At 41.6% G+C, this 15,133-nt stretch carries 14 protein-coding genes, 1 tRNA gene and 1 pseudogene; 6 read left to right on the top strand and 10 right to left on the bottom strand.

Annotation, left to right across the window (positions count from 1 at the left end):
* Window positions 1–14: 14 nt before the first annotated feature.
* Together cobM and lgt are read right to left on the bottom strand one after the other, a co-directional pair.
* A complete protein-coding gene (cobM, locus tag ANSO36C_RS06920) occupies window positions 15–857 on the bottom strand; it encodes a precorrin-4 C(11)-methyltransferase (protein WP_410174677.1) in 843 nt (280 codons plus the stop codon).
* 181 nt (window positions 858–1,038) lie between these two features.
* Complete coding sequence (gene lgt / locus ANSO36C_RS06925; protein ID WP_251958931.1) at window positions 1,039–1,914, bottom strand: prolipoprotein diacylglyceryl transferase; 876 nt, start codon at window positions 1,912–1,914, stop codon at window positions 1,039–1,041.
* A gap of 297 nt (window positions 1,915–2,211) precedes the next feature.
* On the opposite strand from lgt, the gene coaD reads away from it, so the two are divergent.
* Both coaD and ANSO36C_RS06935 read left to right on the top strand, forming a co-directional pair.
* On the top strand, window positions 2,212–2,763 hold the full coding sequence (gene coaD, locus ANSO36C_RS06930; RefSeq protein WP_251958932.1) for a pantetheine-phosphate adenylyltransferase: 552 nt from the start codon (window positions 2,212–2,214) through the stop codon (window positions 2,761–2,763).
* The gene (locus tag ANSO36C_RS06935; RefSeq protein WP_251958933.1) at window positions 2,673–3,341 is read left to right on the top strand and encodes a DivIVA domain-containing protein; all 669 of its coding nucleotides are present in this window, start codon (window positions 2,673–2,675) and stop codon (window positions 3,339–3,341) included. Before coaD ends, ANSO36C_RS06935 begins: the two co-directional genes overlap by 91 nt.
* A 248-nt stretch (window positions 3,342–3,589) precedes the next feature.
* Here the strand turns inward: ANSO36C_RS06935 and ANSO36C_RS06940 are convergent, their stop codons facing one another.
* The 4 genes and pseudogenes from ANSO36C_RS06940 to ANSO36C_RS06955 form a co-directional block, all read right to left on the bottom strand.
* Window positions 3,590–4,069 carry a plasmid segregation centromere-binding protein ParR gene (locus ANSO36C_RS06940; protein ID WP_251958934.1) on the bottom strand — a complete coding sequence of 160 codons (480 nt, stop codon included), beginning with the start codon at window positions 4,067–4,069 and terminating at the stop codon, window positions 3,590–3,592.
* Between the two features lie 5 nt (window positions 4,070–4,074).
* The gene (locus ANSO36C_RS06945) at window positions 4,075–5,229 is read right to left on the bottom strand and encodes a ParM/StbA family protein (RefSeq protein WP_251958935.1); all 1,155 of its coding nucleotides are present in this window, start codon (window positions 5,227–5,229) and stop codon (window positions 4,075–4,077) included.
* Between the two features lie 240 nt (window positions 5,230–5,469).
* Window positions 5,470–5,748: pseudogene (locus ANSO36C_RS06950) on the bottom strand (DedA family protein); the annotation flags it as partial.
* Window positions 5,749–6,005: 257 nt separating this feature from the next.
* On the bottom strand, window positions 6,006–7,088 hold the full coding sequence (locus ANSO36C_RS06955) for a Gfo/Idh/MocA family protein (RefSeq protein WP_251958936.1): 1,083 nt from the start codon (window positions 7,086–7,088) through the stop codon (window positions 6,006–6,008).
* A 339-nt stretch (window positions 7,089–7,427) separates the two neighbouring features.
* Here ANSO36C_RS06955 and queC point away from each other — a divergent pair, with 339 nt between their 5' ends.
* Entirely contained in the window at window positions 7,428–8,105 is a 678-nt protein-coding gene (gene queC / locus ANSO36C_RS06960; RefSeq protein WP_251958937.1) for a 7-cyano-7-deazaguanine synthase QueC, read from the top strand.
* A 31-nt stretch (window positions 8,106–8,136) separates the two neighbouring features.
* Here queC and ANSO36C_RS06965 read toward each other — a convergent pair whose 3' ends face one another.
* Both ANSO36C_RS06965 and ANSO36C_RS06970 read right to left on the bottom strand, forming a co-directional pair.
* Window positions 8,137–9,531, bottom strand: a complete 1,395-nt coding sequence (locus ANSO36C_RS06965; protein ID WP_251958938.1) for a hemolysin family protein — start codon at window positions 9,529–9,531, stop codon at window positions 8,137–8,139.
* A gap of 83 nt (window positions 9,532–9,614) precedes the next feature.
* Window positions 9,615–10,316, bottom strand: coding sequence for a hypothetical protein (locus ANSO36C_RS06970; RefSeq protein WP_251958939.1), 702 nt, complete (start codon window positions 10,314–10,316; stop codon window positions 9,615–9,617).
* 297 nt (window positions 10,317–10,613) lie between these two features.
* Here ANSO36C_RS06970 and ANSO36C_RS06975 point away from each other — a divergent pair.
* A tRNA-Ile gene (locus ANSO36C_RS06975) sits at window positions 10,614–10,686 on the top strand.
* 128 nt (window positions 10,687–10,814) lie between these two features.
* Here ANSO36C_RS06975 and ANSO36C_RS06980 read toward each other — a convergent pair.
* A complete protein-coding gene (locus tag ANSO36C_RS06980) occupies window positions 10,815–11,249 on the bottom strand; it encodes a hypothetical protein (RefSeq protein ID WP_251958940.1) in 435 nt (144 codons plus the stop codon).
* A 100-nt stretch (window positions 11,250–11,349) separates the two neighbouring features.
* On the opposite strand from ANSO36C_RS06980, the gene pyrE reads away from it, so the two are divergent.
* On the top strand, window positions 11,350–11,973 hold the full coding sequence (pyrE, locus tag ANSO36C_RS06985; protein ID WP_251958941.1) for an orotate phosphoribosyltransferase: 624 nt from the start codon (window positions 11,350–11,352) through the stop codon (window positions 11,971–11,973).
* A 500-nt stretch (window positions 11,974–12,473) separates the two neighbouring features.
* On the opposite strand, the gene ANSO36C_RS06990 is transcribed toward pyrE, so the two are convergent.
* Window positions 12,474–12,611 carry a hypothetical protein gene (locus tag ANSO36C_RS06990; RefSeq protein ID WP_251958942.1) on the bottom strand — a complete coding sequence of 46 codons (138 nt, stop codon included), beginning with the start codon at window positions 12,609–12,611 and terminating at the stop codon, window positions 12,474–12,476.
* 970 nt (window positions 12,612–13,581) lie between these two features.
* On the opposite strand from ANSO36C_RS06990, the gene ANSO36C_RS06995 reads away from it, so the two are divergent.
* On the top strand, window positions 13,582–14,787 hold the full coding sequence (locus tag ANSO36C_RS06995) for an AAA-like domain-containing protein (RefSeq protein WP_251958943.1): 1,206 nt from the start codon (window positions 13,582–13,584) through the stop codon (window positions 14,785–14,787).
* The last annotated feature ends 346 nt before the right edge of the window (window positions 14,788–15,133 follow it).

Below are 15,133 nucleotides of genomic sequence, written 5' to 3' on the forward strand. Positions count from 1 at the left end.
TATCATAGGATCAATTATTCTGTGGAGTTCTCTAAGTTATGAGATGAGCGAAACAGGCGATCGTATTCGGGATGATATAAACGCGATCGCCCTTTTGTTGTTGAGAGTGCCGGACTGATTATATAAAGTGTAGTGCGAATGAGTTTTTCTTTATGAGTACATTCCGCCATTTGATTCAGGGGAACAACCCTGATTTTTTCATCGGGCCAGCCGATGCGAAAGCAAATTGCAATGGGGGTTTCGGCTGGGTAATGTTCGAGTAGTTTAGCTTGGGCATTTTCGACATGACGCGCACTGAGATATAGACAGAGGCTAGCCTGATGTGCTGCAAGAGAGGCTAATTCTTCAGTGGTGGGGACTTCTGTACGTCCACTGATCCGGGTCAAAATGATGGTTTGGACTAAACCGGGTACAGTCAGTTCTACCTTGAGTTTGGCAGCAGCAGCTTGAAAGGCGCTGATACCTGGTATGACTTCAAAAGGAACATTTGCCTCTGCGAGGAGGTGCATTTGCTCGTGGATGGCGCTGTAGAGACTAGGATCGCCAGAATGGAGCCGGACTAGAGATTTGCGCTGCGATCGCACCCTATCGATCATAATTGGCAAAATCTCTTCTAAAGTCTGATTCGCAGTTTTAATTATCTCGGCATCTTTTCGGCAAAGTTCTAAAATTTGTTCCGGTATTAAAGAATCAGCAAATAAAATCACATCAGCAGCAGCCAGTAGTTTCTGGGCTTTCACCGTTAACAAATCAGGATCTCCAGGCCCTGCTCCCACAATATACACAGATGCTTCTAGAGGAAATAGTGTTTTTTTTTCGCTCCCATATTCTGTATATTCACTTTTAAAAGAAAACACGGCAATCCCTCAAAAAATTTTTTTGATATTTTCTCAGTATCTTTCCGGATTTACCCTCGTTCCCTAGTAGAGAGTAATGGTAGATGCACCCTGGTTAAGCCCTAGAGAATATTCTGGGGCATTTTTTATTTTTTAGTCATTGGGCATTAGTTATTCTTTCTCCCCTGCTCCCCCTACTCCTTCATCTCCCACTCTCCCCATTTTCGTTAGGAGTAGGAACTACATCGGGTAAAGGGCGTTTGAGTAAGTAAAGCCAAGCTAATCCAACTAGTCCTAATAAAATTCCTAGACTACTAACTACTTGTGCTATCCGTAACGGCCCCAGCATCAAGCTATCAGTACGAAAACCTTCAATCCACAAGCGTCCTAAGCTGTAGGCTGGCCAGTAAACTAGAAACAGTGTGCCTACCTTCAAACGTGGCTTACCGGCTAAAGACCGAAAAAACAACGTTATTAGTAGTGTAAACACCATCAAATTCCATAGAGATTCGTAGAGGAAGGTGGGATGAAAATAATCGAAACTAACATACGCTAGAGGACGATGGTCTGGTGGAATATACAGCTTCCAGGGTAAATTAGTCGGATCGCCAAAAGCTTCAGAATTAAAGAAATTACCCCAACGTCCGATCGCCTGCCCTAAAATCAGCGAAGGTGCTACTAAATCTGCCAGTTGCCAAAAAGAAACCTGCTTGATTTTGGCAAAGATTAACGCAGCCAAAACGCCACCAAGAATTGCTCCATGAATGGCAATACCTCCTTCCCAGATAGCAAATATTTTTCCTGGAGTTGGGGCATATTTTGACCACTCAAAGAAAACGTAATATAGTCGTGCGCCAGGAATTGCCCCAATCAACAACCAAAAGAACAAGTCCCCTAGCAACTCAGGATTAACATTGCGGCGCTTTGCCAATTCCTGAGAAAGGATCACGCCAATTAACACTGCTGTGGCAATCAACAAGCCATACCAACGGATAGTTAGTGGCCCTATTTTCACCAGAACAGATCCTGGAGAAGTAAATTGAAACGCCAAGGGCAAGGTGGAAAAATCCAGTGCCATGAAAAATTACCTAGAAAAGTTCGTTAACTACCCGCGCACTTTGCTAAGTACGGAGTTTTTTGTGCCTTGAATACTATAACTACACTTCAATCCTCCACAACGAATTGTGCGGACGTAGGTAAAAATCCAGTATTCATATTTAGGAGTCTAGTTCCTAAAGCCTAGTTGAGCATAACTAGTGCCACTAAAACAATTGGGTTTAGCATTCTTACCGAGAGCGCAAGATGGTAAATTTGAGTAAGTTACACAAAACAGTTTCGATATAATCACCTAAACTACTTTGATATATTTAAAATTGTGATTGCTATTTATCCTGGTAGCTTCGACCCCATTACCTTAGGACACCTTGACCTTATCGGGCGCAGTAGTCGGCTGTTTGAGCAGGTGATTGTCGCGGTACTGCGGAACCCTAATAAAATGCCACTTTTTAGTGTGGAGCAACGGTTAAATCAAATCACTCTCTCTACCCAACATCTACCTAATGTAGGAGTTGACAGCTTTGATGGTCTTACTGTCAACTATGCTCAAATGCGACAAGCACAAGTTTTGATCCGGGGCTTACGGGCTGTGTCAGATTTTGAAGTGGAACTGCAAATGGCTCACACCAATAAAACTCTTTCTACCCAAATAGAAACAGTTTTTCTTGCAACCTCAAATGAGTATAGTTTTTTAAGTAGTAGTGTGGTAAAAGAGATTGCAAGGTTTGGTGGCTCTATCGATCATCTCGTTCCCCCACACATTGCCCTAGATATATACCAATGCTACAATCAGAAATTTCCAATGTTGAACCCAATCTCAACGGAAGCAATCCCCCCCCTCAAGAATATCTCAGTGGAGAGGGAAGCATAGATATTCAGCAGGAACTCAACCGCCTAGAGGAAATGGTTCTCTCTAGTCTCAGGATTCCTCTCACGGGACGCACGCTCATAGATGAAGAAAAGCTGCTGGATCAGCTTGATTACATCCGGCTAGCTTTACCATCACTTTTTCAAGAAGCAGCAGTGATTCTGGAACAAAAGGATGAAATTCTACTAGAAGCGGAAGAGTATGGACAGCAGGTTGTTGAGGCCGCGCAAGCAAAAAGAGCGCAAATTTTAGCTGAAAGCGATATTATTCAACACGCAGAACAAGAAGCTGAACAACTGCGGCGACAAGTGCAACAAGAGTGTGAGGTAATAATGCAAGAAACCCTCGCCGAGATTGACCGCAAGCGGTATGCTTGTCAGCAAGAGTTAGAGCTTATGAGGCAAACTGCGATCGCTCACGCTCAAGAAATTGAAGATGGTGCTGATGCTTATGCCGATGGCGTTTTGGGAAATATCGAGCAGGATCTCAAAGAGATGTTGCGAATTATCACCAACGGACGGCAACAACTGCAAATTGATAACCTCACACAGCGTAATTCACCTCCTGGTAAAAAAAGATAGAGGTTCCAACCAGAGATGAGGAAAAATTATCGGTTGGGTTTCGCTATTGCTTAACCCAACAATTTCAATTAACGAAGACTTTTTGAGATTAAATATAGCTGGTTAAATTGGAATTAATTATTGAGAGCGATCGCCCCATCTACCTACAGTAATTTCTTTTTATATATAAATATTAATAATCCTTAATAGTATTCACTATTAAGGATTGTTGAGAGGAGCAAAAAACTGCTCACGAACCTGATTGTTCCTTAAAAATCATCGAGAAACTGACTAAGGCGACTGATTACGGGGTCAACCTCTTGAGGAGGGCTAGCAACAGTATAAGAAGTATTATTTACTACTTCTAATTGAGTTGGAGACGGAATGAAAGATCGATCATTGACTATGAGCGCCAGTTGTGCAACTTGTTGAGAAAGTTGCAGTAGATGATGTTCCATCGCCTCCAAACGATTAGATCCCTTGGCCAAAAAACGTTCCTCAAGTCCAGCCACTTGACGTTGCAGTTCACCGATTTGCTGTTCAATCGGTGTTGTTGCTGCTGTTTGTGGAGCAGGTTGTACAGGTTCCGGTACACATAAAGATTGCCATAAGGCTTCTTTACAGAGGTCGCTGAAAGTCTTGTCTGGTTGTTTGTCCAAATAACTTTCTACTTGCGCTAACAAGCTTTCATCAGCAAGCTCTGGGTTGAACGTGACGGATTTAACTACCTTTTTTGACCATTGGAACATCAGCTTTATGCCCTAGCAGCGCGATTGGAGGATAATTGTGCCTCTCCATAAATATACTGCCCCAAAGCATTCGCCTGTCGTGAAGGTGCTGCTAAATGAGCATTAATCTTTGCTTCTTTGAGCAAACGTTGAACGTCGTCCCAGAAGAACTCACCACCCCCGCCAGTGAGAATCACATCGGTGACACGTTCTGGCAACCAAGCTAGCACACGGCTACAGATTTCGCGCGAAAACATCTCTGTAAGGTTAGGAAGAAAATCATCTAGGTTGGTGGGCTTGCTAGCGCCTTTAGGACGGTAATAGCGTTCACCTCTGGGTTTGTTAACAGCAGAAATCAGCGCTAGAGATTGACTATCTGCTCCCTCGATTTCGGCAGACACAAGTTCATAAAACTTATTCATCCCAAAATCTTCGCTCCTAGAAGCACCTCTGGCAAAACGGAAGTTATCTACCATTAAAAGATCAACGGTTTGATGTCCAATATCGACGATCGCCACCGATATTTTTGTAAAATCCGGACTGCCAGGACTTTTCTTGGGTTGAGCTTCAGACCATAGCAGGCTGCCGTAGCCTTCTGGCATTACCCACACCTTACTAACATTCAGTGATACAGATTCGCCTCGGAAGTTCAACACATGAGGGCCACCGACTTGGCTAATCAACTGTGCTTTTTCCTTTTCAAATTGCTCTAAGGAAAGGAAAGGCAGACCCAGTACGACTGAGATATCATCTCTAAGTTTAAAGTATCCAGCACTTGCTAACACTTTTACTAGTGCAGACTCTACCTTAGATTGGCCTACTCCTAGATTCGCCCCAAAATCTGCTGCCAATTGACCAACAGCATATCCATTTCCTTGATACTCCAGCCACAAATCCATTAAGGGGTCAGTAGCCCTGGCTTCAAAAACACCACCGCGTACTTGTTCTATTGACATCTGCTTGACGTTGGCAGGTACGAACACCACATTGCCGGGTTCACGACTCACACAAGTTTTTGTGGAAGTTCTGCCTAAATCAACGCTGAGAATGGTTTTCCCCGGAACACTGCCTGTTTTGGGAGGATTATTATTAACAGCATTCATGGGAGTCGATGCTGACACTCTATTCATGGGTATAGCAGCAGCATTGATAGGGGTAGCGGCGGAAGGTTGGTCTGTCATGAAAGCTCCTAGTTCAAACTTAACTGTAAAAAGTTGTCATGCTCATCTTACAAAAATGCGAGCAACCAGAAATTCTAGGTTGCGTCAAGTGTAGCTAGAAATACGCCAAAAATTAATTCGGGCGATACCTCCGATAAGCTCATGCCAACGCACATCTAGTATTATTTGGCATAGTGTAGGCGAATTTTGGCCAGATGTAACCCCTGCTTTCACTGCTTTCAAACCAAAAGCGTCCGTGTTTCATCTTCTAGTACGTCTTAACTGGCGCTTGAATATCCAGAAAACAAATACTAGAACCAAACCCCCAAGTACGATTTTGGATACAGGAGCAAGGTACTTGTCCACAAGTTCATACTGACTACCTAATGCGTATCCTGAGTATGTTAGCAAGCCCACCCAAGCAGCGCTACCTACTGTTGTATAAAACAAGAATGGTAGCAAGGGCATATTGCTGATCCCGGCGGGAACAGAAATCAAAGTGCGGATTCCTGGTACAAGGCGACCAATTAATACTGCTGTTCTACTTCGTCGGTCAAACCTTTTGTTTGCCAATTTTTTAGATCCCCCTTAGTCGGTTTTTTAAAAGGACTAAAGAGGATCTAAAAATTTGATGGCAAATTTCAAATCATACTTTAAGGTTTTTTTGTGAGGTTGATGCTGTGAGGAAGCAGGGGGAGAAAGAGCTATTTAGTAATAAATTAAGTAATGCTAAGTAATGCTTCCTCGTCCCCTACTTCGCCTGCTTATGCGAACCGTATCGCCCCTCATTTCCTCTTCTAGGCTGTCGGGGTCAATGATTGTACCCTTGGTTCCGATTGCCAGTCTAAGGGATTCCAAACTCGATCTTCCAGAGCCATTTGCTCAATTAAACTTGCCAGTCTCAGGGCTTTGAGAGCTTGTTCACCACCCACTGAGGGTTGATTGCCACCATGTACGCAGTTGACAAAATGTTCTAATTCTGCACTCAGGGGTTGAATATTGCTGGTGTAGACTTTTTCAATTACACCATCTTGCCTGTAAAGTACTTGTCGGTGGTCGGTGAGAGAATTGGCAGTGGTTTGTCGGTGAATCAAAATTTCATTCTTGAGGAAATCTGCCTCAGTAAATGAATTTTTGCAATGGGCGACAATCCGGCGAATTTTGCGGTGGGTGACTTTACTGGCAGTCAGAGTCGCAACAATACCATTGGCAAACCCCAAGGTGGCAGTTACGTAATCTAAATAACCAGAGTCTAGGGCACGAGAACCGCTAGCAGTCAATTTTGTAACTGGAGAAGCAGCTAATTCTAGAAGTAGGTCGATGTCATGGATCATTAAATCCAGCACAACCGAAACATCATTTGCCCGATCTGAGTAAGGACTCATTCTATGGGCTTCTAACGCCAGCAATTCCTCTGTTTTTAGAACTTGGCTCAGTTCTTTAAAAGCTGGGTTAAAACGCTCAATATGACCTACTTGCAGGATACATTGAGACTCAGCGGCGGCATTTACTAAAGACTCTGCCTCAGAAATACTAGCTGCGATCGGTTTTTCAATCAAAACATGAATTCCCGCTAACAGACAGTTGATACCCACGGCATAGTGCAGACGGGTGGGAACAGCTACACAAACTGCTTCCACAAGGGGTAGCAGGTCACAGTAATCTTCAAAAAAACGCACCTTGTACTTGCTGGCAGTTTCTAACCCTCGCTCAACGTTAATATCTGCCACTCCGACTAGTTCAACATCTTTCATTGAACTCAGCACGCGAGCGTGGTGTTGTCCCATGTTACCCACTCCAATCACGCCTATGCGGATTGGTCGTGGTTGGTTGCGCTGTGTATATAGATTCGATTCTGCCACTGACATGCTATCTTGCACTATTATTCTCTCCTCAACCACCAAATTTAGAGACGCTACGGACGTTGGCGTTTATACTTGAAAGCCGGTTACGATCCGTCTAAAACCATCCAGATGGTAACATAGAGCCTATGTTTATGAAGAATTTCAAAGTTTGTGATCGGTTCCCGTAATCCAAATATCTTTTGTATAGATATTTCAGGTTTGTTTTGGATTTTGTACTTTCTCCAAAAAATATATGTCTTTTGATTAAGTTTAAAAAATTTAGTAAGACCTAAGTATAAATTATCCTTGGCATTGCTTTCTGGCATCTTGTTAAGGTCTGATTTAGCGATTTGAAATCCAAAATTTGCAACCGAGATGAAAGCTGTAATTCTGTTATCTGGGGGATTGGACTCTTCCACAATTCTGTATCAAGCTAAGGCTGATGGCTGTGAATGTCATGCGATTTCCTTTGATTACCAGCAGCGACACCGACGAGAGTTAGAGTCAGCCTTGACTGTTGCTCAAAAAGCAGCGATCGCAAAACATCAGGTGGTTAATTTTGACTTACGACAATGGGGCGGTTCTGCACTTACCGATGATGCCATTGATTTACCCCAGGAGCGATCGCTGGATGAAATGTCTCAAAATATTCCTGTCACTTATGTTCCGGCTCGTAATACCATCTTTTTAAGTTTTGCTCTGGGTTATGCAGAAGCGATCGCAGCAGAGCGTGTCTATATTGGTGTCAATGCTTTAGATTACTCAGGATATCCTGATTGTCGCCCCGACTATATCCAAGCAATGCAAGAAGTTTATCGCCTGGGAACCAAACAAGGGCGTGAGGGGCAACCAATTAATATTGTTGCACCCCTAATCAATCTGAAAAAAACCGAAATCATCCAACTGGGCAACCAATTGGGAGTTCCTTGGGAGCTAACTTGGTCTTGCTATGCTGGTGATGATATCGCCTGTGGTGTATGTGATTCTTGTCGCTTGCGGCTAGCAGCTTTTGCCGAATTGGGACTGGTTGATCCAGTGGCCTATGCTTCTTGAATGAGGAGTTAAAATTCATAACTCCTAACTTTTAAGTATCAACTCCTAACTCTTCTAACCGTTGTAGTTGAATCTGATGCAGGCGTGGGCCAACAATTGATACCACTGTGAATTCGAGATTTTGATAACAGAAGGTTTCACCTTTGACAGGAATTTTCTGTAATTGATACAGCAAAAACCCGCCTAGTGTTTGATATTCTCTTGTTAAGGGCAAGTTGAGATGTAAAATTTCGTTGAGGTCTTCGAGGTTTATCTGTGCCTGCACCAGAAATTTTTGCTCATCTAACATCTGAATCAGCAAGTCTTCGCTGTTTTCAGATTCACCAGCGTCACCAATAATTTCGGCAATGACATCTTTAATTGTCAATAGTCCCACAGTACCGCCAAATTCATTCACTACCATGACCATAGCGGGTTTCTCTTGCTGCATCATGGGCAAAAGTTCACTCAAGGGCGTGTGTTTTGGAACAAACCGGGCGGGACGCATCCAAGGTTGAATCGGTGTCTCTAAACTGAGCTTTCCTACAGCCAAAGGTTGTGCCAAATCTTTAAAATAAACAATGCCGCGAACATCGTCCAAAGATTCGCCAATCACAGGATAGCGAGAGTAACCAGTAGAAGCCATTTCCCTGAGTAATATCTGGAAGGTAGCATCTTTTGGCAGCGTGATAACACTGGTGCGGGGGATCATCACATCTTGCGCCATAACATCCCCAAACTCAAAGACATTATTGAGCAATTCTCGCTCTGCACGCTTTAAACCAGTAGACCCCCATTCTGTAGAGATAATCAGTTGCAATTCTTCGGGAGTTACAGGCGGTCGCCAGCCTTGACCTGTGTATTGGATGCCAAAAATCCGCAATAGAAAACGAGTTGATTGATTGAGAATCCAGATGAAGGGGCCAAAAAAACGGACGATCGCTTTTACTGAAGGCCCTAAAAACCTCGCTAGCTGCTCTGAGTACAACATAGCCAAGGATTTAGGACATAGTTCTCCGATCACAATTTGCAAATAGGCAATTAAGAAAAAGGCAATGGGAATTGATAGGGAATGTGCCAGGAAGGTAGTCATGCTAACTGGTAAAGGCCAGGATCTCAACCAGGCATTAATCAGCACAACAATCGTACTTTCGCCAATCCATCCCAGCGCTAAACTAGAGAGGGTAATACCTAACTGGGTGGTAGATAAGAGTCGGTCAATACTGCGTTGTAGCATTTCGACTGCGATCGCTGGAATATCCCCAGCCTTAACTAGCTGGTGAATACGCGATCGGCGCACGCTCACCATCGAAAATTCCGCAGTCACAAAAAAGGCATTTATGGCAATCAGTAGTAGCACTGACAACAACCGCAGCGCCACATCTGTCCAAATTAAATTAGGAAAACCACTCACTGCCAAAGCTTGTGTAAAACTCACGTCCTCCATTTAGGGGAATAGGGAATAGGGAAATGATGAGACAAGAAGAATAACCATGCCCCATGCCCCATGCCCCATGCCCCATGCCCAATCTACCTTTCCACAGGAATATCCGATGCTTCTAGCTTCAATTTTTGAGCGGGATAATCAGTAAGAGCAAGTGATATTTTCTTGACATCATCAAGTAAAGCTGTGGGAATGCTTACTGTACCTGAAAATGCTGGCCCATTTACGGGCAATTCTGTTGGTAAACCCTCGGTACTAGCACTAAGAGTTCGTCCTTTGTCATCGGTAACATCTAAAAAACTATAGAGGAAGCGCACAGAATCCTTACCTTTATTCTGCATTTTCACTTTCAGTAGCAAATCACCACCAGAGTAGCGGACAGATTGCACAGACATCGTTACACCCTCACTCTGGGCAGTAACCGGAAAACCTGGTTGGAGTTTTTCTTCAACCACTTCTGGGGGTTTTTCCTCTGGCTTCTGCTTGCTGCTATTGGTTTCTTCATCGTCTTCCTCTAGCTTTTCTGATTTAGCAGCCTTGGTTTTACCCTCAACTCGCGCCTTGACAATTTTCAGAATCTCTTCCTCTTTTAATAGCACCAGCCCTGCCTGTTGGGAGCTATTTGACTTATTGCTGGCAAATTTGGTTGTAGGACGCCCATCTGGTGTGGTAACGCCTTTAAGTGCTGAACTCCCCAGTTCAAAGCCCAAAAATGCGCTCACAGAACCTGCTCCCATCATCAGAATTAACAAAACCAAAGTAAGAAGTACAGTAGAATTTATTTTCATCGCTGACAAGCTATCACAAATAGAATCCTGGTCTATTTAAGAATAGTGAAGCTTTTGACCTCAATCCTTAAAGGAACTTAATCAATATTAGTTTGCACTATATCCATGATCAAATTATGTAGTATAAAAATCTGGTGAGCTATTATCCGGTATTCACAAGCAGTAAATTTGTGATATAAGTATAGAATTGGCTAAAGTCAGTGCATAAAGTACTTTCCTCAGTCTAAAATTAGCAAATAAGGTTGACCTAAAAGTTAAAATAATTTACTCATATCAACCCGAAACTCAATAAAACAAGCGCCTTTGGCCGATTGGGGAGGCAACGAACTCATAATTCGTCTTCAGGCTGGTTCGATTCCAGCAGGGCGCACTGAATCATCAAAAAGCAGTAATAGAGGGCATGAGCAATTGTGCTGAGGTTGCTGAAATGTTGGTTAGTAATTATTATCCCCTGCTTTCCATTACAGACACGATTAATCGCGTCTTTTCTCCCCAATCTTACCGAGATGGCAAAGTTTCAAACCTGAATTCAGTCCCCACTTTGAGTTTGTTGCTATTCAAGCGAGGAGACATCATCAGGGATGTGTCATAAGGATTTGGTAAATCAGGAGTGCGAATATAAGGATCGTTGCCAACTTGTTGAGTCAGGACATCATGATATAAAGTGTTAACTAACTCAGCATCGCGGGCAATTTCATTTTCTGGGAAGGAACCGCCGAAACCAGAACCAGATCCTAAAAATGAGTCTAGCTGACGTTTGAGGCTACCATTTTCGTAGAAATTGCGATCGTGACGAAAATAAGCTCGTTCAAATACATCACTCGTAGTTTCAGTTTTGGGTGTTGCGGTTTGGGCAGATGCAATAGAGGGAAAAGCAATACCAGCAGCAAGCACCACTAATAAACCACCAAAGGGTTTGAATTTTATACGCACGTTTCTGACTCCTCAGTTTTTGGGCAATCTTAATTTATGCTTAAGTTCAGAACTCTGATGAGTTCAACCTTTGGTGTAGCACAACTTTTAATGTTTTGTAATGACGTATCCTACTGAAACTCTTACCCACTCAGATATTTGGGCAACTACTGCTGATTTGACTATTTTGCGCCACAAGCTACTAGATTTATTTTGCCAACTTGCTTATCAAGAGGGTGATTTTCTCCTCTCTTCTGGGCTGCGTAGTTCTTATTACGTCAATAAGACACAGGTAACACTCCATCCTCAAGGTGCTTTGGCGGTTGGAAGGTTGCTGTTTCCTTTATTACCTGTAGATACACAGGCTGTCGGTGGTTTAACAATGGGGGCCGACCCAATTGTAACAGCAGTGAGTATAGTTTCTGTTTATGAAAACCGACCGATACCAGCGCTGATTATTCGCAAGGAAGCTAAGGGTTATGGGACGAGAGCTTATATAGAAGGCCCCAGTTTGCCAGAGGGTGCAAAAGTAGTAGTTTTGGAAGATGTGGTTACAACTGGGCAATCTGCTCTGAAAGCGGTTGAGCGTCTTAAAGATGCAGGTTATACCGTAAATCAAATAATTTCACTGATAGATCGGCAGCAAGGGGGAGGTGAGTTGTACCAATCAGCTGGGTTGAAGTTTGAAACTTTGTTTTCAATTCAGGAAGTTCAGGAACGCTATCAACAACTTGCAAATTCATAAACAATAGGACTTGTACTAATTCGTAATTAAGAATTGGTACAAGTCCTTATAAAAGTTATTGGAATGAATTACCCGTATTTTTGAAGATATCGCTTTGCCATTCACAGCCGATAAATCTTTTATCTGCAAGGATATAGCGGCGGACAGCAACTGACACCGCCGACTGGACTCACCAGCAACAACAGCTTGATTTGTCTGGTAATAGCGATGAGCCTATGGTCGATAGATTCAATTTTAAAATCACTTAATGGATTAAAAAGTGTAATAGTTATTAAAGCAAAACGTCAAAAAGCAAATTTTAAAACCAGTTATAAATTTGAGTAAGTTCAGGCTTTTTATTACCAGTTAATAATTGCATTTTCTTGATTTAGAATGGTTGCGTTATTATGTTAATAATTATTTAGTTCAAAACACAACTTACTTTGTTATTAACTGGCTAATACCAATTTAATGTGAAGCTGCACATATCTTCATCCCCCCCTAAATCCCCCTTAAAAAGGCTACGGTGTACACACAAGTCGTGAAATCCCACCTGACACTTGGTTTCGTCCTCTAGCAATAGGATTGTGCGATCGCTCTGAAAGTCTGTCATGGCGAACGCGAGTGCGTGTCGTAGACAAGCAATCGCAAAAACTCACGGGATTATGTGATTACTTCTCTACGAGACGCTGACGCGAACGCTCCGTTATCACTGCGCTCGTAATGACAATTTAAGGGGACTATAACGCCTGAAACCCTTTCAGATAGTACTTGTGTGTACACCGTGGCTCTTTTTAAGGGGGGCTAGGGGTAGGGTGTTGACTCTGTATCCTTTAGCCCATAAGACTTCATGCAAAAAATGTGTCGCTTGTGTTTGACTTAAAGTGCCTGAAGCAGGCACTTTAAGTCAAGCAAAAATAACACGAATAATTTTCCCGAAAATTCCCGAAAAATGCACAAAGTCAACAGCCTAGGCTAGGGGGGATCGAATTCTATGCAGCTTCATAAAGAATTGGTATTAACTAATATTGCTCACTTAAGCTCTTTGGGCATATAGACCAGGATATTTCAAGGGTTTGAGCCTACTTTTTTCCTTAACCGAGCAGTATTCCTGTCTTAACTATCTCAAGAATTTACTTAAATGTCTTAACTTTCCTTGATTTTTCTTTTTAGCTAAGAGAAGATATGTCTGCAAATAAAATATTCTTTTATTGGCTATGGCAGGTATAATTCCCATCTTACAAAAACAATTAGCCTCTTGTAGCGTAGGTGTCTCGTCTGCTCTGTCTTTACTTTATTTCTGTCCATCTACTTATCCCAAACTCAGATTATTTACTAACCAAGACAAGTGCGTTCAGCTACGCTGGGCGGTTACACTATAGCTAAAAATATCAACCTAGATTTATCAAATTTTAATTCAACAGCGCAATGAAAAGGAAGTAAGTGGAATAGAAAGCTAGGCATGTAGCATAAGAGTTAGGAAGAAGCTATTCATTGAGATTGATGAAGCAGGGCGATCGCCATCAGATAATGCAAGGAAAGATAAGAAATTTAAAACTTAAATAACAGTAAAAATAATGAAGTTAATAGTTAAATTATATCAGAATATTGTTACATTTAAATATAGTATTGGTTACAAAAGTACAAGTATCCCTATTGATGGGAATTGACTTGACTATGAGATATCAGGTCGGTGGTAGCCTGAAGTATGATGACTCTACATATATTGTCCGTCAAGCAGACGAACAACTTTATACTGGATTAAAAACAGGAGATTTTTGTTACATCTTCAACTGCCATCAAACAGGTAAATCATCTTTACTACATAGGACTATTCATCGCTTGGAAAAAGAAAACCATATATGTGTTTATTTGAGTTTAGCTTTATTAGGTACTAATCAAATTACACCTATACAATGGTATAAAAGTATTATTTTCAGCCTGTTTCACAAGTTAAATCTGACAAAGCAGGTCAACTTTGAAAGTTGGTGGGAGCAACAATCAGAGCTTGATCCTGTACAACAGCTATATAAATTTGTTGAACAAGTGTTGCTGAGAGTAATTCAAAATAATCGCATTTTTATCTTTATTGACAATATTAATAGCCTGTTAAGTTTGAACTTCCCGGTCAACGATTTTTTTATCTGGATTCGTTACTGTTATGAGCAGCAATCACACAACCCAAGCTTTCAACGCTTGGGTTTTGCTTTGTTTGGTGTAGCTAGTCCATCTAACCTAATTGCTGATCGACATCTAACGCCCTTTAATATTGGTCAAGCAATTAAGTTATGTGATTTTCAATTACATGAAGCCATGCCTTTGGCTTACGGTTTAGAAGAAGTAGTCAGCCAGCCACAGGCAATATTGGCGTACATTATTCATTGGACAAGAGGACAACCGTTTCTCACGCAAAAGCTTTGTCAGTTAGTTGTGCAAGTTGCTTTAGAAAGTTATAAGGAAACGATTATTATACCAAAAGGTGCTGAAGGATATTGGGTAGAACAATTGGTGCGATCGCGCATTATTCAACATTGGGAATTCCAAGATCAACCTGAACATCTCCGTACCATAAGAGATCGCTTACTTTTTGACGAACACAAAGCAGGGAAATTATTAAATATTTATCAACAGGTGTTACAAGTAGAGGAAGTAAGGAATAGAAACCCGATACAGAACTTGATATCAGCCGATAATAGTGAAGACCAGACAGAACTCTTGCTATCTGGTTTAGTGGAAAATAATAACGGTTATCTGAGAGTTAAAAATCTGATTTACAGGAGTGTTTTCACTCCTCAATGGGTATCAAGAAAGTTAGAATATCTTCCCTTTTCTTAGTAGAAGCTAGTAATTAAAATACATCTGTTAAATAAGTTTTGCATTGTATGCCAGATAATAAGTATAAACTATCACTAACACAATGCATGAATATATTTATATATTTTTGGGCTTTGGTTGTGCATAATTTCAACCAAGTCTTGATTAAAAGTAGTTCCACAACTATTAATACTCAGTACATAGAGTTCTACTAAAGCGATAATATTTTTGCAACGCACCAAGAAGAGAAAGTCACAAATTATATAAGTTAAAAAATATTACATTATTTATTAAATCACATTTGTACAAATTCAGGTAAATGATAAGTGCAAGAACTTCATTTCTTCAGAGAGTTTTTACAAGCTAA

The sequence above is a fragment of the Nostoc cf. commune SO-36 genome, assembly GCF_023734775.1.
Taxonomy (GTDB): domain Bacteria; phylum Cyanobacteriota; class Cyanobacteriia; order Cyanobacteriales; family Nostocaceae; genus Nostoc; species Nostoc commune_A.

Excerpts from the sequence above, each read along its gene's own strand:
- lgt (WP_251958931.1), bottom strand. The coding sequence starts at position 1,914 with ATGGCACTGGATTTTTCCACCTTGCCCTTGGCGTTTCAATTTACTTCT.
- ANSO36C_RS06935 (WP_251958933.1), top strand. The coding sequence starts at position 2,673 with ATGCTACAATCAGAAATTTCCAATGTTGAACCCAATCTCAACGGAAGC.
- ANSO36C_RS06940 (WP_251958934.1), bottom strand. The coding sequence starts at position 4,069 with ATGTTCCAATGGTCAAAAAAGGTAGTTAAATCCGTCACGTTCAACCCA.
- ANSO36C_RS06945 (WP_251958935.1), bottom strand. The coding sequence starts at position 5,229 with ATGACAGACCAACCTTCCGCCGCTACCCCTATCAATGCTGCTGCTATA.
- queC (WP_251958937.1), top strand. The coding sequence starts at position 7,428 with ATGAAAGCTGTAATTCTGTTATCTGGGGGATTGGACTCTTCCACAATT.
- ANSO36C_RS06965 (WP_251958938.1), bottom strand. The coding sequence starts at position 9,531 with ATGGAGGACGTGAGTTTTACACAAGCTTTGGCAGTGAGTGGTTTTCCT.
- ANSO36C_RS06970 (WP_251958939.1), bottom strand. The coding sequence starts at position 10,316 with ATGAAAATAAATTCTACTGTACTTCTTACTTTGGTTTTGTTAATTCTG.
- pyrE (WP_251958941.1), top strand. The coding sequence starts at position 11,350 with ATGACGTATCCTACTGAAACTCTTACCCACTCAGATATTTGGGCAACT.